Annotated in this window: 39 protein-coding genes; all 39 read left to right on the forward strand. The window is 58.6% G+C overall.

Features of this window, described 5'->3' with window-relative positions; all coding sequences use genetic code 11:
• Positions 1 to 19 precede the first annotated feature (19 nt).
• The 39 genes from rpsJ (at position 20) to tyrS (ending at position 25,592) form a co-directional block, all read left to right on the forward strand.
• Positions 20 to 328: a 30S ribosomal protein S10 gene (rpsJ, locus tag JFN90_RS16775; protein ID WP_012529365.1), complete on the forward strand. Its 309-nt coding sequence runs from the start codon at positions 20 to 22 to the stop codon at positions 326 to 328.
• A gap of 21 nt (positions 329 to 349) precedes the next feature.
• Entirely contained in the window at positions 350 to 985 is a 636-nt protein-coding gene (gene rplC / locus JFN90_RS16780) for a 50S ribosomal protein L3 (protein WP_199396271.1), read from the forward strand.
• A gap of 18 nt (positions 986 to 1,003) precedes the next feature.
• On the forward strand, positions 1,004 to 1,627 hold the full coding sequence (gene rplD, locus JFN90_RS16785) for a 50S ribosomal protein L4 (protein ID WP_199396272.1): 624 nt from the start codon (positions 1,004 to 1,006) through the stop codon (positions 1,625 to 1,627).
• On the forward strand, positions 1,624 to 1,908 hold the full coding sequence (locus JFN90_RS16790) for a 50S ribosomal protein L23 (RefSeq protein ID WP_199396273.1): 285 nt from the start codon (positions 1,624 to 1,626) through the stop codon (positions 1,906 to 1,908). Before rplD ends, JFN90_RS16790 begins: the two co-directional genes overlap by 4 nt.
• Positions 1,909 to 1,932: 24 nt before the next feature.
• Complete coding sequence (rplB, locus tag JFN90_RS16795) at positions 1,933 to 2,757, forward strand: 50S ribosomal protein L2 (protein WP_199396274.1); 825 nt, start codon at positions 1,933 to 1,935, stop codon at positions 2,755 to 2,757.
• A gap of 26 nt (positions 2,758 to 2,783) precedes the next feature.
• Entirely contained in the window at positions 2,784 to 3,065 is a 282-nt protein-coding gene (gene rpsS, locus JFN90_RS16800; protein ID WP_129128539.1) for a 30S ribosomal protein S19, read from the forward strand.
• A 20-nt stretch (positions 3,066 to 3,085) separates the two neighbouring features.
• A complete protein-coding gene (gene rplV / locus JFN90_RS16805) occupies positions 3,086 to 3,421 on the forward strand; it encodes a 50S ribosomal protein L22 (RefSeq protein WP_012529371.1) in 336 nt (111 codons plus the stop codon).
• Between the two features lie 21 nt (positions 3,422 to 3,442).
• The gene (gene rpsC, locus JFN90_RS16810; RefSeq protein WP_012529372.1) at positions 3,443 to 4,078 is read left to right on the forward strand and encodes a 30S ribosomal protein S3; all 636 of its coding nucleotides are present in this window, start codon (positions 3,443 to 3,445) and stop codon (positions 4,076 to 4,078) included.
• 18 nt (positions 4,079 to 4,096) lie between these two features.
• The gene (rplP, locus tag JFN90_RS16815) at positions 4,097 to 4,519 is read left to right on the forward strand and encodes a 50S ribosomal protein L16 (protein WP_199396275.1); all 423 of its coding nucleotides are present in this window, start codon (positions 4,097 to 4,099) and stop codon (positions 4,517 to 4,519) included.
• Positions 4,509 to 4,697: a 50S ribosomal protein L29 gene (gene rpmC / locus JFN90_RS16820; RefSeq protein ID WP_199396276.1), complete on the forward strand. Its 189-nt coding sequence runs from the start codon at positions 4,509 to 4,511 to the stop codon at positions 4,695 to 4,697. The genes rplP and rpmC overlap by 11 nt, the downstream gene beginning before the upstream one ends.
• Before the next feature lie 9 nt (positions 4,698 to 4,706).
• Positions 4,707 to 4,964 (forward strand): 30S ribosomal protein S17, encoded by a 258-nt coding sequence (gene rpsQ, locus JFN90_RS16825; RefSeq protein ID WP_199396277.1) that lies wholly within the window; start codon positions 4,707 to 4,709, stop codon positions 4,962 to 4,964.
• Between the two features lie 21 nt (positions 4,965 to 4,985).
• The gene (gene rplN / locus JFN90_RS16830; protein ID WP_129128535.1) at positions 4,986 to 5,354 is read left to right on the forward strand and encodes a 50S ribosomal protein L14; all 369 of its coding nucleotides are present in this window, start codon (positions 4,986 to 4,988) and stop codon (positions 5,352 to 5,354) included.
• Between the two features lie 22 nt (positions 5,355 to 5,376).
• Positions 5,377 to 5,703 carry a 50S ribosomal protein L24 gene (rplX, locus tag JFN90_RS16835; protein ID WP_199396278.1) on the forward strand — a complete coding sequence of 109 codons (327 nt, stop codon included), beginning with the start codon at positions 5,377 to 5,379 and terminating at the stop codon, positions 5,701 to 5,703.
• 14 nt (positions 5,704 to 5,717) lie between these two features.
• A complete protein-coding gene (gene rplE, locus JFN90_RS16840; protein ID WP_199396279.1) occupies positions 5,718 to 6,257 on the forward strand; it encodes a 50S ribosomal protein L5 in 540 nt (179 codons plus the stop codon).
• A gap of 21 nt (positions 6,258 to 6,278) precedes the next feature.
• Positions 6,279 to 6,464 (forward strand): type Z 30S ribosomal protein S14, encoded by a 186-nt coding sequence (locus JFN90_RS16845; protein WP_199396280.1) that lies wholly within the window; start codon positions 6,279 to 6,281, stop codon positions 6,462 to 6,464.
• Positions 6,465 to 6,499: 35 nt separating this feature from the next.
• On the forward strand, positions 6,500 to 6,898 hold the full coding sequence (gene rpsH / locus JFN90_RS16850; protein ID WP_199396281.1) for a 30S ribosomal protein S8: 399 nt from the start codon (positions 6,500 to 6,502) through the stop codon (positions 6,896 to 6,898).
• A 24-nt stretch (positions 6,899 to 6,922) separates the two neighbouring features.
• Positions 6,923 to 7,462: a 50S ribosomal protein L6 gene (gene rplF / locus JFN90_RS16855; RefSeq protein ID WP_199396282.1), complete on the forward strand. Its 540-nt coding sequence runs from the start codon at positions 6,923 to 6,925 to the stop codon at positions 7,460 to 7,462.
• A gap of 21 nt (positions 7,463 to 7,483) precedes the next feature.
• Entirely contained in the window at positions 7,484 to 7,852 is a 369-nt protein-coding gene (gene rplR / locus JFN90_RS16860; RefSeq protein WP_199396283.1) for a 50S ribosomal protein L18, read from the forward strand.
• 21 nt (positions 7,853 to 7,873) lie between these two features.
• Positions 7,874 to 8,362: a 30S ribosomal protein S5 gene (gene rpsE / locus JFN90_RS16865; protein ID WP_199396284.1), complete on the forward strand. Its 489-nt coding sequence runs from the start codon at positions 7,874 to 7,876 to the stop codon at positions 8,360 to 8,362.
• Positions 8,363 to 8,376: 14 nt separating this feature from the next.
• Complete coding sequence (gene rpmD / locus JFN90_RS16870; RefSeq protein WP_199396307.1) at positions 8,377 to 8,556, forward strand: 50S ribosomal protein L30; 180 nt, start codon at positions 8,377 to 8,379, stop codon at positions 8,554 to 8,556.
• Between the two features lie 21 nt (positions 8,557 to 8,577).
• Positions 8,578 to 9,018, forward strand: a complete 441-nt coding sequence (gene rplO, locus JFN90_RS16875; protein WP_199396285.1) for a 50S ribosomal protein L15 — start codon at positions 8,578 to 8,580, stop codon at positions 9,016 to 9,018.
• A 2-nt stretch (positions 9,019 to 9,020) separates the two neighbouring features.
• The gene (secY, locus tag JFN90_RS16880; RefSeq protein ID WP_199396286.1) at positions 9,021 to 10,328 is read left to right on the forward strand and encodes a preprotein translocase subunit SecY; all 1,308 of its coding nucleotides are present in this window, start codon (positions 9,021 to 9,023) and stop codon (positions 10,326 to 10,328) included.
• Between the two features lie 9 nt (positions 10,329 to 10,337).
• A complete protein-coding gene (locus JFN90_RS16885; RefSeq protein WP_199396287.1) occupies positions 10,338 to 10,988 on the forward strand; it encodes an adenylate kinase in 651 nt (216 codons plus the stop codon).
• Positions 10,985 to 11,731 (forward strand): type I methionyl aminopeptidase, encoded by a 747-nt coding sequence (gene map, locus JFN90_RS16890; protein WP_199396288.1) that lies wholly within the window; start codon positions 10,985 to 10,987, stop codon positions 11,729 to 11,731. The genes JFN90_RS16885 and map overlap by 4 nt, the downstream gene beginning before the upstream one ends.
• A 32-nt stretch (positions 11,732 to 11,763) precedes the next feature.
• Positions 11,764 to 11,877 carry a 50S ribosomal protein L36 gene (rpmJ, locus tag JFN90_RS16895; protein ID WP_012529389.1) on the forward strand — a complete coding sequence of 38 codons (114 nt, stop codon included), beginning with the start codon at positions 11,764 to 11,766 and terminating at the stop codon, positions 11,875 to 11,877.
• 15 nt (positions 11,878 to 11,892) lie between these two features.
• Positions 11,893 to 12,261, forward strand: a complete 369-nt coding sequence (rpsM, locus tag JFN90_RS16900; protein WP_199396289.1) for a 30S ribosomal protein S13 — start codon at positions 11,893 to 11,895, stop codon at positions 12,259 to 12,261.
• 15 nt (positions 12,262 to 12,276) lie between these two features.
• Positions 12,277 to 12,672, forward strand: coding sequence for a 30S ribosomal protein S11 (rpsK, locus tag JFN90_RS16905; RefSeq protein WP_183351003.1), 396 nt, complete (start codon positions 12,277 to 12,279; stop codon positions 12,670 to 12,672).
• 59 nt (positions 12,673 to 12,731) lie between these two features.
• The gene (gene rpsD, locus JFN90_RS16910) at positions 12,732 to 13,358 is read left to right on the forward strand and encodes a 30S ribosomal protein S4 (RefSeq protein ID WP_199396290.1); all 627 of its coding nucleotides are present in this window, start codon (positions 12,732 to 12,734) and stop codon (positions 13,356 to 13,358) included.
• Between the two features lie 33 nt (positions 13,359 to 13,391).
• Positions 13,392 to 14,411 carry a DNA-directed RNA polymerase subunit alpha gene (locus tag JFN90_RS16915; protein WP_199396291.1) on the forward strand — a complete coding sequence of 340 codons (1,020 nt, stop codon included), beginning with the start codon at positions 13,392 to 13,394 and terminating at the stop codon, positions 14,409 to 14,411.
• Positions 14,412 to 14,453: 42 nt separating this feature from the next.
• Positions 14,454 to 14,984: a 50S ribosomal protein L17 gene (rplQ, locus tag JFN90_RS16920; protein WP_199396292.1), complete on the forward strand. Its 531-nt coding sequence runs from the start codon at positions 14,454 to 14,456 to the stop codon at positions 14,982 to 14,984.
• A 264-nt stretch (positions 14,985 to 15,248) separates the two neighbouring features.
• Entirely contained in the window at positions 15,249 to 18,782 is a 3,534-nt protein-coding gene (gene smc / locus JFN90_RS16925; RefSeq protein ID WP_199396293.1) for a chromosome segregation protein SMC, read from the forward strand.
• A 124-nt stretch (positions 18,783 to 18,906) separates the two neighbouring features.
• Entirely contained in the window at positions 18,907 to 19,266 is a 360-nt protein-coding gene (locus tag JFN90_RS16930) for a roadblock/LC7 domain-containing protein (RefSeq protein ID WP_199396294.1), read from the forward strand.
• The gene (ftsY, locus tag JFN90_RS16935; protein WP_199396295.1) at positions 19,266 to 20,480 is read left to right on the forward strand and encodes a signal recognition particle-docking protein FtsY; all 1,215 of its coding nucleotides are present in this window, start codon (positions 19,266 to 19,268) and stop codon (positions 20,478 to 20,480) included. The genes JFN90_RS16930 and ftsY overlap by 1 nt, the downstream gene beginning before the upstream one ends.
• A 55-nt stretch (positions 20,481 to 20,535) precedes the next feature.
• Entirely contained in the window at positions 20,536 to 20,712 is a 177-nt protein-coding gene (gene zapB, locus JFN90_RS16940; RefSeq protein ID WP_199396296.1) for a cell division protein ZapB, read from the forward strand.
• A 4-nt stretch (positions 20,713 to 20,716) separates the two neighbouring features.
• Entirely contained in the window at positions 20,717 to 20,998 is a 282-nt protein-coding gene (locus JFN90_RS16945) for a cell division protein ZapA (protein ID WP_199396297.1), read from the forward strand.
• A 316-nt stretch (positions 20,999 to 21,314) separates the two neighbouring features.
• Positions 21,315 to 21,896, forward strand: coding sequence for a 5-formyltetrahydrofolate cyclo-ligase (locus JFN90_RS16950; protein ID WP_199396298.1), 582 nt, complete (start codon positions 21,315 to 21,317; stop codon positions 21,894 to 21,896).
• A gap of 2 nt (positions 21,897 to 21,898) precedes the next feature.
• Complete coding sequence (gene rny, locus JFN90_RS16955; protein WP_407931931.1) at positions 21,899 to 23,494, forward strand: ribonuclease Y; 1,596 nt, start codon at positions 21,899 to 21,901, stop codon at positions 23,492 to 23,494.
• Complete coding sequence (locus JFN90_RS16960) at positions 23,484 to 24,272, forward strand: TIGR00282 family metallophosphoesterase (protein WP_199396300.1); 789 nt, start codon at positions 23,484 to 23,486, stop codon at positions 24,270 to 24,272. Before rny ends, JFN90_RS16960 begins: the two co-directional genes overlap by 11 nt.
• A 108-nt stretch (positions 24,273 to 24,380) precedes the next feature.
• Positions 24,381 to 25,592 carry a tyrosine--tRNA ligase gene (gene tyrS / locus JFN90_RS16965; protein WP_199396301.1) on the forward strand — a complete coding sequence of 404 codons (1,212 nt, stop codon included), beginning with the start codon at positions 24,381 to 24,383 and terminating at the stop codon, positions 25,590 to 25,592.
• Positions 25,593 to 26,149: the final 557 nt, after the last annotated feature.

Here is a 26,149-nt window from a genome sequence, read left to right on the forward strand (position 1 = left end):
GTTTCATCACGAGGAAGAGATGCCTAGTCAGAAAATTAGAATCCGCTTGAAAGCATACGACCACAAGCTCCTTGATACTTCCGTTGGCGAGATCGTTGACACCGCTAAGAGGACCGGCGCACGCGTTGCCGGCCCGATTCCGCTGCCGACCGTCATCAACAAGTACTGCGTGCTGCGTGGACCGCACGTCGACAAGAAGTCGCGCGAGCAGTTCGAAATCAGGACCCACAAGCGCCTGATCGACATCCTCGAGCCGACTCAGCAGACTGTCGACGCTCTGATGAAACTCGACCTCTCCGCCGGTGTGGACGTCGAGATCAAGCTTTAATACAAGGATAGGAAGTCGACCATGAATAAGGGATTAATTGGGAAAAAACTGGGCATGACCCAGATATTTGCCGAGGACGGCAGGCGCATCGCCGTGACCGTCGTCGAGGCTGGGCCGTGCGTCGTTCTCCAGAAGAAGACCGTTGAGAAGGACGGCTACAGCGCCATCCAGGTCGGTTATGGTGCGAAGGACGCCTCCAGGGCCAACGCGGCCCAGGTAGGTCACTGCAAGAGCGCCGGTGCAGGCGTGTTCACCACTTACCGCGAACTGCGCATGGACGACACCAGCGCCTACAATGTGGGCGACGTGATCGAAGCCGGCGTCTTCGCAGAGGGCGACCTGGTCGACGTGACCGGCACCTCCATCGGTAAGGGCTTCGCCGGCGTCATCAAGCGCTGGGGCTTCAAAGGCGGCCGGTCGAGCCACGGCTCCCGTTTCCACCGCGCCCCGGGCTCCATCGGCTGTTCCGCGACCCCCTCCAGGGTTTTCAAGAACAAGAAGATGCCGGGCCAGCTCGGTAACGAGAAGGTGACCGTGCAGCGCCTGAAAGTTGTGCGCGTGGACGCTGCTGACAATCTGATTCTGCTCGGTGGAGCGATCCCCGGTTCCGCCAACGGCGTGGTCCTGATCAAGGACTCCGTCAAGGCGACGAGATAACGGGGGCTGGAGATAGACATGGCAAAGTTAGACGTATTTGACATCAAAAAAGCAAAGGTCGGTGAGATCGAAGTCTCCGACGCCGTCTTCAACGACGACGTACGCGAGTACCTGATCCACGAGGCCGTCAAGATCCAGCTCGCTAACCGCAGGCAGGGCACCGTGGCCGTCAAGAACCGCTCCGCGGTTTCCGGCTCCGGCAAGAAGCCCTTCAAGCAGAAGGGTACCGGCCAGGCCCGTCAGGGTTGCGCCAGGGCGCCCCAGTATCCCGGCGGCGGCGTGGCTTTCGGTCCGCAGCCCAAGATCTACAACCTCTCTATGAACAAGAAGGCGAGGAAAGCTGCTCTGAGAAGCGCACTCTCCATGCTCTATAAGAAAGACGCGATCACTGTTCTGAATAACTTTGAGCTTCCTTCGATCAAGACAAAGGCATTTGTCGAGGTACTAAATGCTTTTAACCTTGACAAGACGCTCGTTATCACAGATACTGCGAATCTTCCTTTGGAGCTCTCCGCCCGCAATGTGAAAAACGTCAAAGTGCTGGGTCCTGATGGCCTCAATATTTTCGACATATTGAAATACCAGAGCGTCGTCTTTACCGAGGCCGCCGTTCGTCGTGTTGAAGGAGCATTACAGTCATGAACATTTATGACGTCATAAAGAAACCGCTCATCACTGAGAAGACCACGGTAGAGAAGGACGACAAGAACGTCATCGCTTTCGTGGTGAACGGTGCCGCCAACAAGATCGAGATCAAGGCTGCCGTCGAGAAGCTCTTCAACGCCAAGGTCGACGCCGTGAACACCGTCAACGTGGCCGGCAAGACCAAGCGCACCGCGAAGGGCATCGGCAAGCGCTCCAACTGGAAGAAAGCGTACGTGACCCTCACCGAGGGTTCCAACGTCGATTTCTTCGAAGCATAAAAAATCTGTGTGGGGATTTAGATAATGGCTATAAAAACTTACAAACCTACTTCTCCGGGTAGAAGGGCGCAGACCTGCTCGACCTTCGAGGAGATCACCGCCTGCAAACCTGAGAAATCTCTCGTCGAGAACCTCAAGAAGAGCGGCGGCAGGAACTCGAACGGCCGCATCACCTCCAGGAACGTCGGGGGCGGTCACAAGCAGAAATACAGGATCATCGACTTCCGTCGCGACAAGACCGACATCCCGGCCAAGGTCGCGTCGATCGAGTATGATCCGTGCCGCAGCGCGCGCATCGCGCTCCTTAACTACGCCGACGGCGAGAAGCGCTACATCCTGGCTCCGCTCTCCCTGAAAGTTGGTGATAGCGTTATCTCCAGCGAGCAGGCTGACATTAAGCCGGGCAACGCGCTCCCCATCAGGTGCATCCCGCTGGGTACCATCATCCACAACATCGAGCTGAAGATCGGCAAGGGCGCACAGCTGGCCCGCTCCGCCGGCACCTTCGCACAGCTCATGTCCAAGGAAGGGAAGTACGCCCAGGTTAAGCTCCCCTCTTCGGAAGTGCGCATGATCCTCATGGACTGCAAGGCCACTATCGGCCAGGTGGGCAACGTGGATCACGAGAACGTTTCCATCGGCAAGGCTGGCCGCTCCCGCTGGCTCGGCATCCGCCCGCACGTCAGGGGCGTCGCGATGAACCCGGTCGACCATCCGCACGGCGGTGGCGAGGGCAGGACCTCCGGTGGTCGTCATCCGGTAACCCCGTGGGGTATCCCCACCAAGGGCTACAAGACGCGCACCAACAAGCGGTCCACGGCCTTCATCGTGAAGAAGCGCAGCAAATAACTCATCTGGATAGAGGATTTTAAAAGATGGCTAGATCTATAAAGAAGGGGCCTTTCGTTGACGCACATCTGGAAGCGAAAGCCCAGGCAGAACAGGCCGGCAGCAAGAAGGTGATCAAGACCTGGTCGCGTCGTTCGACCATCACCCCGGACTTCATCGGGCTCACCTTCGCGGTGCACAACGGCAAGAAGTTCATCCCTGTGTTCGTCACTGAGAACATGGTCGGCCACAAGATGGGCGAGTTCTCACCTACCAGAACCTTCTACGGCCACGCTGCTGACAAGAAGAGCAAGCTCAAGAAGAAGTAAGGTCCTAAAGGAGTTTTGTAATGGAATCATCCGCTAAATTATCCTCTGTCCGCCTCTCCCCGAGGAAAACACGCCTGGTCGTGGATCTCGTCAGGGGCAAGGGCATTCAGACTGCGCTGAACACCCTGCGTTTCTCGCCGCAACCGTCGGCGAAGCTTATCTCGAAGCTCCTTTCCTCGGCTGTTGCCAACGCCGAGCAGAAGGGTTGCTCCGATGTGGATAAGCTCTTCGTCAAGACGATTTTCGTCGACGGCGGCGCGGTACTTAAGCGCTTCACCCCCCGCGCCATGGGCCGGGCTAGCAAGATCAGAAAACCGACGAGCCACATTACCGTGGTCCTTGCGGAAAAGAAATAAGAACGGGTCGGAGGTGATGTTTTGGGTCAGAAAGTAAATCCTATAGGTTTCAGGCTCGGGGTTATTAAAACCTGGGATTCGAAATGGTACGCAGAGAAAGATTATGCCAAGCTTCTTCACGAAGACCTGAAGCTGCGCAATTTCCTTAAGAAAAGGCTGTATCATTCCGGCGTCTCCAAGATCGAGATAGAGCGCGCTGCGGGCAAGGCGAAGATCAACATCTTCACCGCTCGTCCGGGCCTCATCATCGGTAAGAAGGGCTCCGAGGTCGAGACCTTGAAGAAGGAGCTGGCCAAGCTCACCGACAAAGAGGTCTACCTTAACATACAGGAAGTCAGGAAGCCCGAGCTCGATGCACAGCTCGTCGCCGAGAACGTGGCCATGCAGCTGGAGCGTCGTATCGCTTTCCGCCGTGCCATGAAAAAGAGCGTCACCTCGACGCTCAAGTTCGGCGCTAAAGGGATCAGGATCACCTGCTCGGGTCGCCTGGGCGGGGCAGAGATGTCCAGGACTGAATGGTACCGCGAAGGAAGGGTGCCGCTGCACACGCTGCGTGCGGACATCGACTACGGCTTCGCCGAGGCGAAGACCACCTACGGTATCATCGGCGTAAAAGTGCTCCTCTTCAAGGGTGAAGTGCTCTCCGCTAAAAAATAGGAACAGGAGTTTTTTGCGATGTTAATGCCCAAGAAAGTTAAGCATAGAAAGCAAATGAAAGGTCGCATGACCGGCACCCCGACGCGTGGCGTATCGCTCGCGTTCGGTGAGTTCGGTCTGCAGGCTACGGAGTGCGGCTGGCTGGATTCTCGCCAGATCGAGGCTGCCCGTATCGCCATGACCCGTTACATCAAGAGGGGCGGCAAGATCTGGATCCGTATCTTCCCGGACAAGCCGCTCACGTCGAAACCTGCCGAGACCCGTATGGGTAAGGGGAAAGGCTCCCCGGATTCCTGGGTCTGCGTCATCAAGCCTGGCCGCGTCCTGTACGAAATGGAAGGGGTCAGCGAGGAAGTGGCGCGCGAGGCATTCCGGCTTGCGGCACACAAGCTTCCCGTACCAACCAAGTTCATCACGAGGGCGGAAATAAATGAAGGCTAACGAACTTAAAAACGCGACGGCAGCAGAGCTTGAGACCAAGAGCGCCGAGCTTACCAAGGAACTCTTCAACGTGAAGTTTCAGCTTCACACCGGGCGTCTGGAAAACAGTGCCAAAGTGTCCAACCTCAGGAAGGACATCGCCCGCGTGAAGACCATACTCCGCGAAAAGAGAGGCTAAGAGATAGATATGAGCGAAAGAGGCAACAGGAAAACTCAGATCGGCGTGGTCGTCTCTGACAAGATGGACAAGACCGCAGTGGTAAAGGTCGACCGTCTGGTGAAGCACCCCGTCTACAACAAATACATCAAGCGCTCCGCCAAGTACAAGGCGCACGATATCGACAACGCCGCCAAGATCGGCGATCGTGTTGTCATCGTGGAAACCCGTCCGCTTTCCAAGGACAAGCGCTGGAAGATCAGACAGATTATCGAGTCCAAGGCTTAAGGGCTCGCCGGGAGTTAAACAATGATTCAGATGCAGACCATATTGGACGTGGCGGACAACTCCGGCGCGAAGAAGCTCTTTTGTATTAAAGTGCTCGGCGGTTCCAAGCGCCGTTACGCCGGGATTGGCGACATCATCGTCGCTTCCGTCAAGGAAGCTCTCCCCAATTCGAAGGTGAAAAAGGGTGACGTGGTGAAGGCTGTTGTGGTGCGTACCGCAAAGGCTGTGGGGCGTCCCGACGGCTCCTACATCCGTTTCGACACCAACTCCGGCGTGGTCATCAACAACGCCAAGGAGCCGGTCGGCACTCGTATCTTCGGACCGGTCGCCAGGGAGCTTCGCGCCAAGAAGTTCATGAAGATTATATCCCTCGCCCCTGAGGTACTTTAAGACTAGATCCTGGAGAATAGAGATGCTGGGCAAAAAATTACATGTAAAGAAAAACGATACCGTCGTTGTTACCGCGGGTAAGGATCGTTCCAAGAGCGGCAAGGTGCTCTCCATCCATCCGAAGAAGGACGGCGTGATCGTCGAGGGGATCAACGTGGTGAAGCGCCACGTGAAGCCCCGCGGTTCCGAGCAGGGGGGTATCCTGGAGAAGGAAGCACCGGTGCACATTTCCAACGTGATGCTGCTGTGCGGGAAGTGCAACAAGCCTGTAAGGACCAGGACCACCGTTCTGGAAGACGGAAAAAAGGCGCGCTGCTGTGTCAAATGCGGCGAGTCCTTTGACAAATAGTTTTGGAGGATTCAATGGCACGGCTGGCTGAGCTTTACAATAAAGAGATGGTCCCGCAACTGATGAAGGACCATAACTACGGAAACATCATGGAAGTCCCCAAGCTCGTGAAAATCGTGCTGAACATGGGCCTGGGCGAAGCAATCCAGAACGTCAAGATCCTGGATTCGGCCGCCGAGGAACTGGGCGCCATCGCGGGCCAGAAGCCCGTGATCACGAAGGCGAAGAAGTCCATCGCGGGCTTCAAGCTGCGCCAGGGCATGCCGATCGGCTGCTCGGTGACGCTGCGCCGCGAGAAGATGTACGAGTTCCTCGACCGCCTGATCAGCGTCTCGCTGCCGCGCGTGCGTGACTTCAAGGGGATCAACGGCAAGGGCTTCGACGGCAAGGGTAACTACTCCCTGGGCATCAAGGAGCAGCTGATCTTCCCCGAGATCGACTACGATAAGGTAGACAAGATCAAGGGTCTCAACATCACGATCGTGACCACGGCAAAGACCGACGCTGAGGGCAAGGCGCTTCTCAAGCTTATGGGCCTGCCGTTCAGGAACTAATACAGGTTTTGGAGGAATTCCGTGGCTAAGACATCTATGATCATTAAGTCCCAGAGGGGCAGCAAATTCAAGGTGCGCGAGCGTAGCCGCTGCGCCGTTTGCGGTCGTCCGAGGGCATACTACCGGAAATTCGATATGTGCAGGATCTGCCTGAGGAAGTACGCTAACTCCGGCCAGATCCCCGGTGTGATAAAGTCCAGTTGGTAAAAAGATTCCGATTTAGGAAAGAGGAGTAGTTTCATATGTGCATGACAGATCCAGTTGCCGACATGCTGACCAGAATCAGGAACGCTGGTATGGCAAAACACCAGAAAGTTGACATCCCTTCGTCGAACCTCAAAGTGAGCCTTGCTACGGTGCTGCGCGCCGAGGGCTTCATCAAGAACTTCAAGGTCATCGCCGACAGCAAGCAGGGGATTCTGCGGGTATACCTCAAGTTCATCGATGAGAAGGAACCGGTCATCAATGAGATCAAGAGGATCAGCAAGCCGGGCGGCCGGGTCTATGTCCACTCCGACAAGATCAAGCAGGTGAAGAACGGACTGGGCGTCGCCATCCTCTCGACTTCCAAGGGGCTGGTAACCGACAAGACCGCTCGCGAGCTTAACATCGGCGGCGAGATCCTTTGCACGGTCTGGTAGTCATTTCGCTTTAAGGAGCTTTGCATGTCTAGAATAGGAAAACTTCCCATCGCGATCCCCGCGGGGGTGAAAGTCATATACAACGCGCCGGAGATCAAGGTAGAGGGCCCGAAAGGGAAACTCGCCCGCGTCCTCGGCGGCGGCGTCACCATCGACGTGACCGGTGAGGCCATCACCGTGAACCGCAACGACGACACCATCAAGTCGCGTTCGGCCCACGGCCTGACCAGGACCCTGATCAACAACATGGTCACCGGTGTCTCCAAGGGCTTCGAGACCCTGCTCGAGATCAACGGCGTCGGTTACCGCGCCGAGGTCAAGGGCAACGTGCTCAACCTGGCCCTTGGCTACTCGCACCCGATCAACTTCGAACTCCCGGCGGGCATCACCGTCGAGGTCGACAAGATGACCAAGGTGAAGGTGCTGGGGATCGACAAGGAGCTGGTGGGGCAGACTGCCGCCAAGATCCGCGATTTCCGTGGTCCGGAGCCCTACAAGGGCAAAGGTATCAAGTACGCTGACGAAACCATTCTGAGAAAAGCCGGCAAAACCGGCAAAAAATAGCAATTGCTAAGGAGAAGTGCCTTGAGTTCTTTAGCCCAAAAACAGGTAGCTCGTCTTAAGAGACAGACCAGGGTCAGGAAGAAAATTACCGGTGCGCCGGCTCGCCCGAGACTGAACGTCTTCAAGAGTGCTCGTCACATATACGCTCAGCTGATCGACGATACCACGGGTGCGACCCTCGCATCCGCCTCCACCCTGGTGGGCGAGGTAGCCGAAGGGCTTTCGTACACCGGCAACATCGAGGCAGCCGCCAAGGTTGGCGCCGCCATCGCCAAGAGGGCCCTCGAAAAGGACATCAAAGCGGTCGTCTTCGACCGTAACGGTTTCCTCTACCACGGTAGGATCAAAGCTCTGGCTGAAGCCGCACGCGAAAACGGTCTGTCCTTCTAGGGCAGGTAAGGAGGAATTAGTTTGCTTAAGATCAATGCCAGTGAAATGAATCTTACCGATAGGGTTGTCCATATCAGCCGTGTAGCCAAGGTTGTCAAGGGTGGCCGCAGGTTCTCCTTCTCCGCACTCGTGGTGGTAGGCGACGGTAACGGCGTGGTAGGCTACGGCCTGGGCAAGGCCAACGAGGTCCCGGAGGCCATCCGCAAGGGGGTCGAGCAGGCCAAGAAGAACCTGATCAAGGTTCCCATCGTTGCCGGCCAGACCATCCCGTTCGAGGTGCTCGGTCACTTCGGCGCAGGTAGGGTTCTCATGATGCCCGCTTCCCCGGGTACCGGTGTCATCGCCGGCGGTGCCGCTCGCGCGGTGTTCGAGTCCGCGGGTCTGCACAACATCCTCGCCAAGTGCCTCGGCTCCAACAACCCGCACAACGTCGTCAAGGCGGCTTTCGCCGGCCTGGGCATGTTGAAGACTGCGGAAGAGCTGATGGCCCGCCGCGGCATCACCGAATAGTACTAAGGAGCTGAATCATGTCTGAACTGAAGGTTACGCTCGTCAAGAGCTCCATCGGTCAATCCGAAAAAATGAAGGGATGCCTGCTCGGCATGGGGCTCACCAAGCGTGAGAAGACCGTGGTCCTGAAGGATACCCCGGAGATCCGTGGGATGATCAACAAGGTCGCCCACCTGGTACGCGTCGAAGAGTAATTCCCCCTAAAGGTGACAATCATGCAATTGAATACCATCAAACCGGCCATTGGGTCGACCAAGAATAGAAAGCGCATCGGTAGGGGCGTCGGCTCCGGCCACGGCAAGACCGCGACCAAGGGTCACAAGGGCCAGAAGGCACGCTCCGGCGGCTCCGTGAAGCCCGGCTTCGAGGGCGGCCAGATGCCGATGCACAGAAGGCTTCCCAAGCGCGGCTTCACCCCGCTCTCCAAGAAGGAGTATGCACTGGTGAACCTGTGCCAGCTCGAGATCTTCGAAGCCGGCAGCGTAGTGGACGCAGAGGCGCTCCTGAAGAGCGGCCTGATCTCCGGTGTCCGCGACGGCATCAAGGTGCTCGGCACCGGCGACCTGACCCGCGCCCTGACCATCAAGGCCCACAAATTCAGCGCCTCCGCTCGCGAAAAGGTCACTGCGGTAGGTGGAACCATCGAGGAGATCTAGTCTTGATAGAAGCCTTCCAGAACATTTTCAAGATCCCCGAGCTTAAAAAGAAGGTTCTCTTTTCGCTGGCCATGCTGGCCGTCTACCGGGTAGGGTGTCACATCCCTACTCCGGGCATTGACGCCCAGGCCCTCGCGCAGTTCTTCAAGGCTGCCCAGGGCACGCTGCTCGGTATGTTCGACATGTTCTCTGGCGGGGCTCTCGAGAAGCTCACCGTCTTCGCCCTCGGCATCATGCCGTACATCTCCTCCTCCATCATCTTCCAGCTCCTGACCGTGGTGGTCCCTGCCATCGAGAAGCTCTCCAAAGAGGGTGACGCCGGCAGGAAGAAGATCATCCAGTACACCCGCTACGGCACCGTGGTGCTGTCGGTGGTGCAGGCCTTCGGCATCTCCATCGGCCTCGAGGCGATGCGCGGACCGGCCGGCGAGCTGGTCGTGCCGAACCCGGGCTGGAGCTTCCGCCTGATGACCGTGATCACCCTGACCGCGGGTACCGCCTTCATCATGTGGCTCGGCGAGCAGATGTCCGAGAAGGGGATCGGCAACGGCATCTCCCTGATCATCTTCGCGGGGATCGTGGCCCGCATCCCGAACGCGCTGGGCAACAGCTTCCGTCTGATCAAGACCGGTGAGCTCTCCTTGTTCTTGCTTCTCTTCGTGCTGGCCGTCATGTTCCTGGTCATCGCTGCCGTGGTCTTTATGGAGCGCGGGCAGCGCAGGATCCCGATCCACTACGCCAAGAGGGTGGTGGGGCTGCAGACGGTGGGAGCGCAGAGCTCGCACCTGCCGCTCAAGGTGAACATGGCCGGCGTCATTCCGCCGATCTTCGCCTCGTCGATCATCATGTTCCCGGCCACGGTCGGTAACTTCATCGACGTCCCCTGGGTGCAGGCCGCCTCCAAGCAGCTGGCCCCTGGAAAGTTGCTCTACGAGATTTTATTTGTTGCCTTTATCGTCTTTTTTTGCTATTTCTACACGGCTGTGACTTTCAACCCGGTTGATGTCGCCGACAACGTCAAGAAGCAGGGCGGTTACGTGCCCGGGATCCGTCCCGGCAAAGAGACCTCCGACTTCCTGGACGCGGTGCTCACCAAGCTGACCTTCGCGGGTGCCATTTACATCTCCGCGGTCTGTGTGCTCCCTTCGATCCTGATCGGGAAATTCAACCTTCCCTTCTATTTCGGTGGCACCTCGCTGCTGATCGCGGTCGGTGTCGGTATGGACACCCTGGCCCAGATCGAGGCGCACCTGATTACGCGCAGCTATGAAGGGTTCATGAAAGGCGTTCGCATCCAGGGTAGAAAATAGGAGCCTCCGATGAACCTCATCCTCCTTGGACCCCCGGGCGTAGGCAAGGGGACCCAGGCGAAACTCCTCATAGACAGGTTTGGTATCCCGCAGATATCGACAGGCGATATACTGCGGGCTGCCGTTAAAGAGCTCACCCCGATGGGGATCAAGGCCAAGGGCTTCATGGACGCCGGCGCGCTGGTTCCCGACGAGGTCGTTATAGGGATCGTCGAGGAGCGTCTGGCGCAGCCCGACTGCCAGAAGGGTTTCATCCTGGACGGCTTCCCGCGCACGGTGCCCCAGGCTGACGCGCTTTCCCAGGTACTCACCGGCATCGGCAAGAAGATTGACCACGTGGTCTCCCTTTCCGTCGACAAGGCCGAGCTCCTGAAGCGTCTCACCGGCAGGCGCGCCTGCTCCAAATGTGGCGCCGGCTACCATGTCGACTTCGCGGCACCCAAGACCGCAGGAATCTGCGATGCTTGCGGCGGTGACTTGTTCCAGCGCGAGGACGACAAGGAAGAAACGATCCTGAACCGGCTCGCGGTGTACGAGGCGCAGACCTCGCCCCTGATTTCCTACTACCAGACCGCGGGGCTGCTTCGCTCGGTCAACGGTCTGGGAAGCGTGGAAGGGATCCAGGCCGAGATCGTGGCCGTACTGCAGGGCGCACGGTGATAGTACTCAAATCCCGGGCCGAGATCGAGAAGATGGCGGCCGCCGGCAGGATGGTCGCCGAGATACTCGCCGGCCTGAGAGAGATGGTGGCACCGGGGGTAACCCTGGCACAGCTGGACGCATACGCGGAGAGGGAAACGCTGAAGAGGAAGGCGAAGCCAGCCTTCAAGGGTTACAGCGGCTTCCCCTTTTCGCTTTGTTGCTCGGTGAACGAGCAGGTGGTACACGGCTTCGCCACGCAGCGCGCCCTGGCCGCAGGCGACATCGTCAGCCTCGACTTTGGTGTCCTGCATAACGGCTTCTACGGCGACTCGGCCATCACGGTCCCGGTAGGTCAAGTCTCCGAAACCGCCGCCAAGCTGATCAAGGCCACCGAGGAATCGCTCTACCGCGCCATCGAGGTCGCCGACACAGCACACCGCTTGTCCGACATCGCCCACGCGGTCCAGTCCCACGTAGAGGCACGCGGCTTCTCCGTGGTGCGCGACTTCGTGGGGCACGGCATCGGCAAGGAGCTGCACGAGGGACCACAGATCCCCAACTTCGGCGCTCCCGGCAAGGGGCCCAAGCTGAAGAGCGGCATGGTGCTCGCCATCGAGCCGATGATCAACGAGAAGGGTTACGACGTGAAGGTGCTGGAGGACGGTTGGACCGCGGTGACGGTCGACGGAGGACTCTCGGCGCACTTCGAGCACACGGTAGCAATAACGGACAACGGTCCGCTGATACTTACGAAAATTTAGATTGGCAAAACGTCTTCAAAAGGAAGTGAACTATGAAGGTTCGGGCATCGGTTAAGAAGATCTGTGTAAAGTGCAAAATTGTCAAGCGCAAGGGCATAGTCCGCGTCATCTGCGAGACCCCCAAGCATTCACAGAGACAGGGCTAATAGGAGGAGCGGGCATTGGCACGTATCGCAGGGGTAGATTTACCCAGGAATAAGAGAATAGAGATCGCACTCACCTACATCTACGGCATCGGCAGATCCCTGTCCCAGGAGATCCTGACCGGGACCGGTGTGGACATGAACACGCGTTGCGACAACCTGACCGAGGCGGAAGTCTCCAAGATCAGGGAGTTTATCGATAAGAACGTGAAGGTCGAAGGTGACCTGCGCCGCGACATTTCCATGAGCATCAAACGCCTCATGGATCTCGGCTGCTACCGCGGTCTTCGTCACAGAAAAGGTCTTCCCTGCCGCGGGCAGCGTACCAAGACCAATGCACGCACCAGGAAAGGGCCGGCTCGTACGGTCGCTGGCAAGAAGAAATAAGATTCTGGAGGGATAATGGCGAGCCCGGCTAAGAAGGTCGTTAAGAAGAAAAAAGAGAGAAAGAATATTCCCACTGGCGTGGCGCACATTCAGGCTACGTTCAACAATACCATGATCACCATCACCGACCCGGTCGGTAACGTGGTTGCCTGGTGCACCTCCGGTGCCAAGGGCTTCAAAGGCTCCAGGAAGAGCACCCCGTTCGCAGCCCAGATGGCTGCTGAGGATGCCGCCAAGAAGGCCCAGGAGCATGGCATGCGCACCATCGAAGTGTACGTGAAGGGTCCCGGCTCCGGCCGCGAGTCCGCGCTGCGCGCGCTGCAGGCTGCCGGCTTCGCCGTCAGCTTCATCCGCGACGTAACGCCGATTCCGCACAACGGCTGCCGTCCCCCGAAGAGAAGAAGAGTCTAGGACCGTATCGACGGACCTGGCGTTACGGAACTATCAGTTAGGATCATAGGAGGTCTTCATTGGCTAGGTATACAGGGCCCTCATGCAGGCTGTGCAGGCGCGAAGGATCGGAACTTTTTCTTAAAGGCGAGCGTTGCTACACCGACAAGTGCGCCATCAAGAGAAGGAGCTATCCGCCGGGACAGCACGGGCAGGGTCGCATAAAAGTTTCTGATTACGGTGTTCAGCTGCGCGAAAAACAGAAGGTACGTCGTATCTACGGCATCCTCGAGAACCAGTTCCGCGGCTACTTCGAGTCCGCAGACCGGATGAAGGGTGTGACCGGCGAAAACCTCCTCTTCCTCCTGGAGAGAAGGCTCGACAACGTCGTCTACCGTCTCGGTTTCGCCGCTTCGCGCGACGAGGCACGTCAGCTGGTGCGTCACAGCCACTTCACCCTCAACGGGCGTAAGGCCAACATCCCCTCCATGCAGGTGAAGGCGGGCGATGTGATTCAGCTGCGCGAGAAGAGCCGCAAGATCACTGTGATCGGGGAATCCCTCGAAGCCGTGGTACGCCGCGGTATCCCGCAGTGGCTCGAACTGGACAAGGATGCCTTCAAGGGCACCGTGAAGACCAGCCCGGTGCGCGAAGACATCACCATGCCGATTCAGGAGCAGTTGATCGTCGAGCTCTACTCCAAGTAAAGGCTGACCAACAACCGATACAGGGGGATCTAAATGTATAGAAATTGGCGCGATCTGATCAGGCCGAAGAAGCTCCAGGTTGAGACAGAATCGCTGACTAATACATACGGCAAGTTCTACGCCGAGCCTTTCGAAAGGGGGTTCGGTACCACCCTCGGAACGGGGCTGCGTAGGGTCCTCATCTCCAGCCTGCAGGGGGCGGCCATCGTCTCCGTCAAGGCCAAGGGCGTGCTGCACGAATTCTCCGCTGTCCCGGGTGTTACCGAGGACATGACGGATATCATCCTTAACCTGAAAGGGGTGCGCCTCAAGGTGCACGGCAACGAGTCCCGGATGATTCGGATCGTGCAGAAGGGTGAAGGGGTGGTCAAGGCGAAGGATATCATCACCGACAACAACGTCGAGATCCTGAACCCGGAACATCACATCGCAACCTGCTCCAAGGACGCCAATCTGGAGATGGACCTCATGGTGAAAGTCGGCAAGGGTTACGTCCCGGCTGACCGCAACCGTGACGAGAAGGCACCGGTCGGGACCATCCCGATCGACGCGATCTTCTCCCCGGTTCACAAGGTGAACTTCACCGTCACCAATGCTCGTGTAGGTCAGATCACCGACTACGACAAGCTTACTATCGAAGTCTGGACCGACGGCAGCGTGAAACCGCAGGACGCGGTGGCATACGCTTCCAAGATCCTCAAGGACCAGCTCTCCATCTTCATCAACTTCGACGAAGATGTGGAGCCCCAGGAGGAGGCGGAGCCGGAAGAAGAGCGCGAGCGCTTCAACGAGAACCTCTACCGCTCGGTCGACGAGCTGGAGCTCTCGGTTCGCTCCGCCAACTGCCTGAAGAACGCCGGCATCAAGCTGATCGGCGAACTGGTCTCCAGGACCGAGGCAGAGATGCTGAAGACCCAGAACTTCGGCAGGAAATCGCTGAACGAAATCAAGGACATCCTGGTCGACATGGGCCTCACCCTCGGCATGAAACTGGAAAACTTCCCGGATCCCGAGATCATGAGGCGCCTGCGCGGCGAGCAGAAAGAAGAATAGTCCATACGACTTCATTTATAGATCGAAAGGAAGTGAAAAGATATGCGTCACAACAGCGCGGGAAGAAGATTAGGTAGGACCACAAGCCATAGGATCGCTATGTTCAGGAACATGGTGACTTCCTTTCTCCAGCACGAAAAGATCACCACGACCGATGCCAAGGCGAAGGAGCTCCGCTCCATCGCCGAGAAGATGATCACCCTGGGCAAGAAGGGCGACCTTCACGCCACCAGGCAGGCAGCGGCCTACATCCGCGACAAAAAAGTCGTGACCAAGCTTTTCACCGAGATCGCACCGCGTTACGCAGAGCGTCCCGGCGGCTACACCAGGATCATCAAGCTCGGCATCCGCCCGGGCGACACCGCTCCGGTGTCCGTGATCGAGTTGGTCGAAGCTGAGATGACTCCGAAGAAAGCCGCCAAGCCGGCTGCTAAGGCTGCCAAGGCCAAGGCTCCCAAGGCTGCTCCGGCAGTCGAGGCAGCTCCGGCTGCTGAAGAGGCCGCGGTTGTGGAAGAGGCACCGGTAGCAGAAGCGCCGGCAGCTGAGGCCACCGAGGAAAAAACCGAGGCGTAATTGCCCACGGTTGCAAAGAGTGAAGAAGGGACACGGGAAACCGTGTCCCTTTTTTTTGTTCAGCCGTGAATTCGGAGCCAGATTTGTGTTCTCTCGGAGTGAGGCAAGAGGTCTACGTTAGGGGGGATTTGCCTCTGATACATCCTTTGGTCATTGGTTCTAGAACAGGGCAGGGGGGAGCGGGCCTTTCCCCCATCTAACCTCCCGACCCGCCCGCCTTTCCCCTTTACATTAAAACCCCCTCTCTGATAAGATGCGCTGCTCATGAAAATCAAAAGACTCGAAATCCACGGATTCAAATCCTTTCAAGATAAGGCTGTTCTGGACTTCAACCAGCCCATCACCGGCGTGGTCGGTCCCAACGGCTGCGGCAAGTCCAACGTGGTCGACGCGATCCGCTGGGTCATGGGGGAGCAGTCCGCCAAGAACCTGCGCGGCAAGTCGATGGAAGACATCATCTTCAACGGCACCGAGTTCAGAAAGCCCCTCGGCATGGCCGAAGTCTCCCTCTTCTTCTCCACCGAGGACGGTCGCGTCCCCGCCAAGTACCTGAACTTCTCCGAGATCCAGGTCACCCGCCGACTCTACCGCGACGGCGAGAGCGACTATCTCCTGAACAAGACCCCCTGCCGTCTGCTCGATATCGCCGAGCTGTTCATGGACACCGGCATCGGAGCCAAGGCCTACTCCATCATCGAGCAGGGCAAGATCGGCATGATCCTGCACGCCAAGCCCGAGGAGCGCCGCTTCCTGATAGAGGAAGCCGCCGGGGTCACCAAGTTCAAAGCGCGCAAGGTCGTCGCCATGAAGAAGATGGAGGCGACCCGCCAGAATCTCCTGCGCATCGGCGATATCGTCTCCGAGATCAAGCGCCAGATGAACGGTTTGCAGCGCCAGGCCAAGAAGGCGGAGCGCTTCCGCGAGGTCAGGCAGGAACTCAAGGAGATCGAACTCCTCTTTGCCGCCAAGGGGTACGCGGGGGTGGAGAAGGATCGAAACGGCCTGGAGCGCGAGATAGCCGAGCTTGAGTCGAAGCTCGTGGACGTGACAGCCAAACTCAGCGACGCCGAGCTCTCCGTCGAGGAAAAGCGGCTCACCCTGTTGGAGACCGAGCGCCAGCTGACCGCCGCACAGGAGGAGATCTTCCGCTGGAAGAGTGAGTTGCAGGGGGGCGAAAACCGCCTGGAATTCCAGCGCAAGGAACTGGTCAACCTGGAGCGCCACGGTGCCCGGTTCCAGGAGGAACTCCAGGGGCTGCGCGACCAGCTCGCCAGTTCAGAGAAAGAGATCGTGGCGTTGCAGGCGCAGCGAGTCTCGCTGCAGGAAGAACTCACGCGCGAGAGCGAGTCGCTCGAGCACCGCGAGGCGCTCCTCGAGGAGATGGCCGCCGGCGAGGCCGGCGTCACCCGCGAGCTGGACGAATCCAGGCGCGCCATGTTCGCAGCCCTCTCCGAAGGAGCCCAGGCTGCCAACCAGCACGCCGGGGCGCAGAAGCGGCTGGCAGGCCTTGCGGACCGGCTGCAGGCGAGCCAGAGAGAGCGCGTCCTTTTGGGGGAGCGGCTCTTCGAGGCGAACGCCAAGGTCGATGCCCTGAAGCAGGAGCGCGAGCAGCTTGCCCGGGACAAGGCGCTGACTGACGAAGAACTGACCATGGCTGGCAGCCGGGAAGCCGAGCTGAAGCACGCGCAGGAAGCGGGGGACAAGTTGTTGCAGCAGCGCCGTGACCAGCTCTCCGCCGCGGCATCCCGCCTGAAGTCGCTCCAGGAGCTGGAGGCGCAGTTCGCCGGGTACGGCCAGGGGGTGCGCAACCTGCTCCTCGCCGAGCCCTTCAAGAACGCCTCCCTCACCATGATCGCGGACGCGCTCGAGGTTGAAGAGGAATTCGAGGTGGCCTTGGAGGCCGTCCTCGGTGACCGGTTGCAGTATCTCCTCTGTGAATCTTCCACGACCGCGCTGGACGCAGTGGCGCATCTCAAGGGAAGCGCCGGTGGCCGCTGCAGTTTCGTTACTGCGCCTCCCTGGCGCCAGCAGGCCAAGGAGACCCCGGCGGGGGCGGCGCCGCTTTGGGAGCGGGTCACCGTGCCCACACAGCATGCCCACCTGGTGGAGCCGCTTCTTACCGGAGCCTATCTCGCCCGCGACCTGAACCACGCCCTGGAGCTCGCCGCCTCGTTCCCTGCCTCGACCTTCGTCACGCTGGAGGGCGACCTCGCCCACGGCGGTGGTATCGTGAACGGCGGTTCGCCGGAGCCGGCTCAGCAGGGGGTCATCCACAAAAAGAGGGAGATCAAGGCGCTGGGCGCCGATGTTGAGCGTCTCGAAGCCGAGGTCCAGGAGTTGGCCGCGGCGCGCGACAAGAGGAAAGGGGAGATCGCCGAGGCCGAGGCGCACCGCGTTGAGTTGCGCCAGACCCTGCATCGCCTCGATATCCGGATCGTGAACGCGGAGAAGGACCTGCAGACCGCGCTCTCCGAGTGCCGCCGCATCGAGGAAAACGGGGCGGTGCGCGAGGCTGAAGAAGAGCAGCTGGCCGAAGAGCAGTCACTTGTCTCCGGCGAGTTGGCCCAGGCCGATGTGAAAAGGGCACAGGCCGAGGAACGCAAGGCTGCCCTGGAAAAGACCGTTGAAGCTTTGCAGGGGCGCCTTGAAGGATCCCGTTTCGAGATGGAAGAGGCGCGCGAGATGGTCACCTCCATGAAGGTGCGCGTCGCAGCGCTCCGTGAAAAGGGGGAGTCTACCGAGCGGGCGTTGCGCCGCGTTGAGGGGCTGTGCACCGACCTCGCCAACCGCATCACGTCCCGCACCACGGAACTGGAAGGTTCCGGCGACGAGCGCACCCGCCTCTTGGCCGCGATAGCTGAAGGTGAGGAGGCGCTGCGCGCAGTGGCCAAGCAGCAACTGGCGAGCGAGCAGGCGCTTCTGCAGGTGAAGGACAGGTACGAGGCCGAAGCCGCCAAGGTTCAAGAGGAAGAGGCGCTGCTGAAAGGGATGCGCGCCGATGCCGTCGCCGTGAGGGAGCAGTTGAACGCCAAAAGCCTGCGCCTCACCGAGGTGAGCATGCGGCTCTCCCACTTGGAGGAGACCCTCAAGGAGAAGCACCGCATGGAGATCGCCGATGCGCTGCTCAACTACTCCAAGGTGGAGTGGGACGAGTTTGAAAGCAACAAGCGCCAGGCGGAGCTGCAGAAGATCATCAACGAGATGGGCGAAGTGAACCTCATGGCCATCGAGGAGTTTAAGGAGATGGAGGAGCGCTTCTCTTTCCTCTCGAGCCAAAAGGATGACCTCGAGGAGTCGATGAACGCCTTGCAGAAGGCGATCCAGCGCATCAACCGCACCACGAGAAAGCGTTTCCTGGAGACCTTCCAACTGGTGAACGAGAAATTCCAGCAGATCTTCCCGCGTCTGTTCTGCGGCGGGCACGCCGAGTTGCGCCTGACCGACGAGGAGGATCTGCTCAATACCGGTATGGAGATCGTGGTGCAGCCTCCGGGCAAGAAGCTGCAGAACGTGTCGCTTTTGTCGGGTGGCGAGAAGGCGCTGACCGCGGTCGCGCTCATCTTCTCCATCTTTTTGATCAAACCGTCGCCGTTTTGTCTGCTGGACGAGGTCGACGCGCCGCTCGACGACGCCAACATCGGCCGGTTCAACGACATGGTGCGCGAGATGAGCGCCAACTCGCAGTTCATCATCATCACCCACAACCGTGCCACTATGGCCGTTGCGGACACCCTGTACGGCGTCACCATGGAAGAGCCCGGGGTTTCCAAGCTGGTGTCCGTGCGCCTGAACCGCTAAAAGAAAGACGGCCTGCTGTAGGGGCGGATAATCATTCGCCCAGCACATGCCCCTCTTTTCACTGCGAGAAGTGAGGGGGGCGTTACCAAGACTAAGGACGCATTTTTTGCCGTAGGAGCTTGACGTGCCCTTCAAGAGACTGTTGACTACATTGGTTGAATCCGTGCCCGGTGGCAGTGGCGCCATCTTGGCTGACTGGGAAGGGGAAGCCGTCGAGCAATTTTCCCATGGCGACCCCTTCGAAATGAAGGTAACCGCCGCCCATTGGGGCATCGTCCTTACCCTGCTCAAAGGGGTGCACGAGAAGTTTTCAGCCGGAGGCGTCCGGGAAGCCGTCGTCAGCACCGAGGAGCAATACGTTGTCGTGGGGGCCGTCGGCGACGACTATGCCCTGGTGATGACCATGGACCGCCAAGCCCTGCCGCTGCTGGCCCTGAAGAGGTTCCGGGACACCGTGCAGCTTCTGCATAAGGAGATTTATTAATGGCCGAGGAAAACAAGAGCTTTTTCAAAGGTCTTTTTAAAAAGCTCGGGATCGGTGCGGCTGAGGAGCCTGCCGAGACTCCCGAGGAACAACCGTCCCAAGGAGTGGAGCAGCAGGAGCCGCAGCAAGAGGCTCCCACCTCGCTACAACCTCCCGTTGCCGAACCTCCGGCACCGGCGCAGTCTGCTCAGCCTGTCCTCACGCCTGTCCCCGAGCCTCCCGCTCCGGCCCCGCGTCAACTGTGGACCGAGCCCGCCGCCCCGGCGCCCGCCCCGGTCTCCGAACCTGCCGAACAGGCGAAACCCAGCTTCTTCGACCGCCTCAAGCGCAGCCTCAGCAAGACCCACGAGACCATCATCGGTCGGGTCGACACCCTTTTGCTCGGCAAGAAGGAGATCGACACCGATACCCTCGAGGAACTGGAAGAGATTCTGATCACCGCTGACCTCGGCGTGAAGACCACTGTCGACCTGATCCGCACCCTGGAGCAGCGCCTCAAGCGCGACGAGCTGCAGGACGGTGCCGCGCTGAAGAGGGCGTTGAAGGAAGAGATTCAGCTGCGCCTCCTGGAGCATCATGCGCCTCTCGTGGTGACCGGCAAGAAGCCCTTCGTCATCATGGTTATCGGCGTGAACGGCGTGGGCAAGACCACCACCATCGGCAAGTTGGCCGCACGCTACGCCGGTGAAGGACAGAAGGTCCTCTTGGCCGCCGCCGACACCTTCCGTGCTGCCGCCGCTGAGCAGTTGGAGACCTGGGCCAAGCGCGTCGGGGCCGACATCGTGCGCCACAAGGAAGGGGCCGACCCCTCCGCAGTGGTTTTCGATGCCTGTAAAGCGGCTATCGCGCGCGGCACCGATGTCCTGATCATCGACACCGCCGGCCGCATGCACACCAAGGTCAACCTGATGGAGGAGATGAAGAAGATCCGCCGGGTCCTCACCCGCGAGATCCCGGACGGGCCGCACGAAACGCTGCTGGTCCTTGACGCCGCAACCGGGCAGAACGCGCTCTCCCAGGCGAAGCTCTTCAAGGAGGCGGCTGACGTCACTGGGGTGGTGCTGACTAAGCTCGACGGTAGCGCCAAAGGGGGGATCGTTGTTGCGGTAAGTCATGAATACGCTCTCCCGGTCAGATTCATTGGCGTGGGGGAGTCCGTGGAAGACCTTCGGGCCTTCGATCCGGTCCAGTTTGTAGACGCGCTTTTCCAATGATAGCCTTGACTTTTGGGTACTTATCGCATATGATTTTGCCGCAAAAGGTGAAATAATGAGTGCTGAGCTGTTTAATGAGCTTGAAGGGCGGATAAATTCTCTAATTAATGTCGTGGGAGAGTTGAGGCTTGAGAACGACAAACTGAAAAAAGAGAATTCCCGACTTCATGAAGAAAGGGTCGGTTTCAAGGCCCGCATAGATGAAATATTGAAAAAGTTGGAAGGGGTCTGACCGCTTGATCGCCACGCACAGCATCAGGGTCCTGGGGCGAGAACTCCAGGTAAAGAGCGTTGCGACACCGGAGCACGTGGCGCAAGTAGAGGCTCTGGTCAACGAGAAGCTGGCGGAGGCGGAAGCCAAGGTCAGTGGTGCAGATACCCAACTGGTAGTGATTCTGGCGTTGATGAATTTGGCTGAAGCCTGCCTGGACGCCCGGAAGCAATTGGAAGAAGAGCAGCGCACCTGCAGCGAGCGGGTCGCGGGGCTTATAGAACGGCTGGACCGGCAACGGCTTTAGAGTTTCAGGTCTCTTGCGGGAGATTCAACATATAGCTGACTGGTTGTACGGTTGCAAAGCTTTGCCAGAACCTAGCGTGGAGAAGCTGTTTCTCCCCGTTTGCTGATAGTAGCCTAAGACGTTAAGCAGCATGTCCAGGGTTTAATGGCTGCATTTACATAAAGTTCAAATTTGGCGCTTCATTTGAACGCGGCCCACTCTATCAAAACCTGTCAACGCAACACCCGTCACACCCATCAGTACTCCCCCACCAGAGCACCTGTCTCAACGGGCGGCCTGCCGTCCATCTTCTAAAAAACAATGGAATAAAAACGTTATGCCCAAGCGTGCCCATAGAGCCGCGACCCTTGCCCGACGCCGCGAGCTGTCCAAGCCGCAGGTGGCGTCGCTAAGCCTGGCACTGCAGCAGCGTTTCCTGAGCCTGCCCGAGTATCAGGCCGCCAGGACGCTGGTGCTGTATGCGCCGATCCACCACGAAGTGGACACCGCGGCGATCGCTGTTGCGGCCTTGGCATCCGGAAAGAAGTTGCTCTACCCGGCGGTGGTGGGGGACGATTTGAAGTTTTGTCAGGTGGCGGCTCTCACGGAGCTGGCACCGGGCAGGTATGGCATTCCCGAGCCGGCAGGGGAGGGGTGCAATCCGGCGCAGGCGGACCTCATCGTGGTACCGGGAGTGGCCTTCGATCTATGCGGGCGCCGCATCGGTTACGGCAAAGGGTATTATGACAGGTCGCTGCACCGTCTGGAAGGAAGCGGGAAGCTGGTGGCATTTTGCTACGACTTCCAACTGCTTCAGGAGATAGCCGGCGAGCCGCACGACGTGACGATGGATTTGATCGTCACCGAGAGTCGGGTGGTTCGCGTTAATAAACATATATGTGAGGGGGAGCAACGGTGAAAATCGACATAACAATTGCCATATTGCTGGTACTTATCGCGGCCGCTGTCGGGTACGTGATAGGCAACGTCCTGCGCAAGAAACGCTCGGATTCGCTGGTGGGCGATGCCGAGACCTTGGCCGCCAAGATGATCGAGGACGCGAAGCGTCAGGCTGAGGTCGTCGCCATGGAGGCAACCGTCCAGGCAAAGGACGTGGTGTACCAGGCAAAGGAAGAGCTGGAAAAGCAATTTGAACAAGAGAGCCGCGAGAAGCGTCGAGACCTGCAGGCCCTGGAGAAGAGGCTGCAGCAAAAAGAAGAGAACCTCGACAAGAAGACCAACCTGTTCGACCAGCGCGACTCTGACTTCTTGAAAAGGGAGCAGGCGCTTGCCGTGCGCGAACAGTCTCTGGTCAACAAGGAACAGGCGCTGGCCCAGAAGGAAGAGAAGCTGGACGCCCTGGTGGGCGAGCAAAAGGCGAAGCTGGAGCAGATTGCCGGTATGACTGCCGCCGAGGCCAAGAAGTTCCTGATGGACTCCATGGAAGACGAAGCGAAGCTCGACGTCGCCAAGTTGATCAAGGTGATGGAGGAAGAGGCCAGGGAGACCGCAGACAAGAAAGCCAAGGAAATCCTTGCTCTTGCCATGCAGCGTTATGCCGGCGAGTACGTTGCCGAGCGCAGCGTTTCCGTCGTGACCCTCCCCTCCGACGAGATGAAGGGCCGCATCATCGGCCGCGAAGGGCGTAACATCAGGGCCCTCGAGGCTGCCACCGGCATCGACCTCATCATCGACGACACCCCCGAGGCGGTCATACTTTCCGGTTTCAATCCGGTCAGAAGGGAAGTCGCCAAGCTGTCGCTGCAAAAACTCATCGCCGACGGCAGGATCCACCCGGGCCGTATCGAGGAAGTGGTCGCCAAGTCCCAGGAAGAGATCGAACAGGCCATGAAGGAAGCAGGCGAACAGGCTGCCTTCGACCTCGGCGTGCACGGCATCCACCCGGAGATCCTGAAGCTCATCGGCCGGTTGAAGTACCGCACCTCCTACAGCCAAAACGTCTACCAGCACTCGCTGGAAGTCGCTTTCCTGTGCGGCATCATGGCGGCGGAACTCGGTATCAACGTGAAGCAGGCCAAGAGGGCCGGTCTTCTGCACGACCTCGGCAAGGCGGTCGACCACGAGATCGAAGGATCCCACGCCGTCATCGGCGCCGACATCGCCAAGAAGTACGGCGAATCCCCGAAGATCGTGCACGCCATCATGGCGCATCACGAGGACGAGAAGCCGGCAACGGTTCTTGCCGTCCTGGTGCAGGCTGCCGACGCACTCTCCGGCGCTCGTCCGGGCGCCCGCCGCGAGATGATGGAAACCTACGTGAAGCGTCTGGATGACCTGGAGAGAATCGCTACCTCCTTCGACGGTGTCCTCACTTCTTTCGCCATCCAGGCTGGTCGCGAGATCCGCGTCATGGTGTCGAGCGAGCAGGTAACCGATGACCGCGCACTGGTTCTGGCCAAGGATATCGCTAAGAAGATCGAGACCGAGATGACCTACCCGGGCCAGATCAAGGTCAACGTGATCAGGGAAACCAGGGCCACTGAATATGCCCGTTAAGCTTCTCTTTATTGGGGACGTGATCGGTAAGCCGGGACGGGAGGCGCTCTCCCGCGAACTGCACCGCATCGTGGACCGGCACATGGTCGACCTGGTGATTGCCAACGGCGAGAACGCCGCCGGCGGCTTCGGGCTGACCGAGGAGACCGCGCTGGACCTGTTCAAGTGCGGCGTGCAGATGATCACCTCCGGCAATCACATCTGGGATAAGAAGGATGCCCTCGAATACATAAAGCGCGAGGACCGCATCGTCCGCCCCGCCAACTACCCCGAGGGCACGCCGGGTAAAGGGACCACTATCGTAAAGACTCCGGGTGGGATCAAGATCGGCATTCTCAATCTCGAAGGGCGGGTTTTCATGAACAACCTTGACTGCCCGTTTCGTTGCGCCGATCGCGAGATCGCAAAGCTGAAAGAAGAGACGCCGATCGTCTTCGTTGACTTCCATGCCGAGGCCACCAGCGAGAAGGTTTCGCTGGGGTGGTATCTGGACGGAAGGGTGGCCGCGGTTATCGGCACCCATACCCACGTGCAGACCGCCGACGAGCGTATCCTCACCGGCGGCACCGCCTACATGACCGATGCCGGCATGACCGGCTCTTTCGACTCTGTCATCGGAGTGAAGAAGGAGGAGGCGATCCAGAAGTTCGTCACCCAGCGTCCCTCGAAGTTCGAGGTGGCCAAGAAGGACATTCGGATCAATGCCGTTGCCATTGAAGTCGATGAAAAGACCGGCCTTGCACTTAACATCGAACGCATCAACATAGCCTGCGGCTAGGCTTAAGATTCTATGGGATGACTGCCCCACCGAAGCCTCGTGCTAACGTGGAGCTTGGCCACCGAAGCCTTGTGCGGAGGTGGCTGAAATAAATCTGGAGGGAAAGTGATGACCGTTGCAGAGCAGATGGAGATTATCAAGAGGGGCGCCGTAGAAATCCTGGTGGAGAAAGAGCTGGTTGAGAAGCTCGAGAAATCCGTCAAGACCGGCGTGCCACTCAAGATCAAGGCCGGTTTCGACCCGACCGCGCCGGACCTGCATCTGGGGCACACCGTGCTGCTGCACAAGATGCGTCAATTCCAGAAGCTCGGCCACGAGGTGCACTTCCTGATCGGCGACTTCACTGGCATGATCGGCGACCCGACCGGCAAGTCCGAGACCCGCAAGGTTCTTACCCGCGAAGATGTCCTCAAGAATGCGGAAACTTACAAGGAACAGGTTTTCAAGGTTCTCGATCCCAAGCTCACCAAGGTGGTGTTCAACTCGGAGTGGCTCGGCAAAATGACCGCGTCGGACATGATCGGTCTCGCCTCTAAGTACACTGTTGCTCGTATGCTCGAGCGCGAAGATTTCAGCAACCGCTTCTCGAACCAATTGCCGATCAGTATTCACGAGTTCATGTATCCGCTGGTGCAGGGCTATGACTCTGTGGCACTTAAGGCCGACGTGGAGTTGGGCGGCACTGACCAGAAATTCAACCTCCTTGTCGGGCGTGAGCTCCAGAGGGAGTGGGGGCAGGCGCCGCAGTGTGTCATTACCGTGCCGCTTCTCGAAGGTCTCGACGGCGTCAACAAGATGAGCAAGTCCCTTGGCAACTACATCGGTATCAATGAACCGGCCGACCAAATCTATGGCAAGGTGATGTCCATCTCCGATGAACTGATGGTTCGTTACTACGAGCTGTTGAGCGACCTCACAATGGCCGAGTTCGAGCAGTTGAAGGCCGACTTGAAGAGCGGTGCGTTACATCCGATGGAAGCCAAGAAGCAGTTGGCCCGCGAGATGGTCACCCGGTACCACGGTGTTGAGGCTGCAACTCAAGCGGACGAAAACTTCGTCAAGCGTTTCAAGAACAACGAGACCCCGGACGAGATGCCCGAATTCTCCCTCAACGCGGAGGGGGAGAAGGTCCTCCTCTGCAAGGTCCTGGCAGAGGCGCAGCTGGTCAAGTCAAACAGCGAAGGTCGCCGGTCCATCCAAGGGGGCGGTGTAAAAATCAACGGTGAGAAGATCTCCGATGAGAACCTGGAGATTGCCTGCAGTGGTGAATACATCATCCAGGTAGGCAAGCGTCGCTTTGCCAAAGTAGTTTACGCCTAAAGTTTCAAAGGCCGACACCGATAAAGAGGGGGCGATGCGAAAGCATCGCCCCTTTGTTTTTTGTTTAGAAGATCCCGGTCCACGGATGTCCACCGGGTCCACCAGTGTTCACAGAATGGCGGTCCTTAAGGCATTACAGCCGCTTCGCTCTGGTTAACAAAAACAAACAACAAACCCGTTGACGCGGGGGAGGGCATTTGTTATAACCACCATCCGCTGACGACGAGGCAACAAAGTTCGGCAGCGGCAAACAAAAAAGCATTGACAGTCGAATTCGTCTTTGCTATAAAGTTTGGCTTCGCAGTAACGACGTTCTTTGCAACCGAATAGATGAACCGGCAGGAAGAAGGGCCACAGTAGCACCTAGCGGTGTTCTGGCAGTCTTTCGGGTGCGATCCTCGGATCAAACCACTGCAAAATGCCTCGAAAGTTTTTTGAAAGAAAATCTTGACAGGCTGATCCGGTTCAGGTAGGGTGCTGAGTCTGTCGCAAACGGCGGCTTGGTCTTTGAAAACTAAATAGTAGACGAAACAGCAATTGCGAGTTTCAAAAAATGT

The sequence above is a fragment of the Geomonas propionica genome, from assembly GCF_016458235.1.
In the GTDB taxonomy this organism is placed as follows: domain Bacteria; phylum Desulfobacterota; class Desulfuromonadia; order Geobacterales; family Geobacteraceae; genus Geomonas; species Geomonas propionica.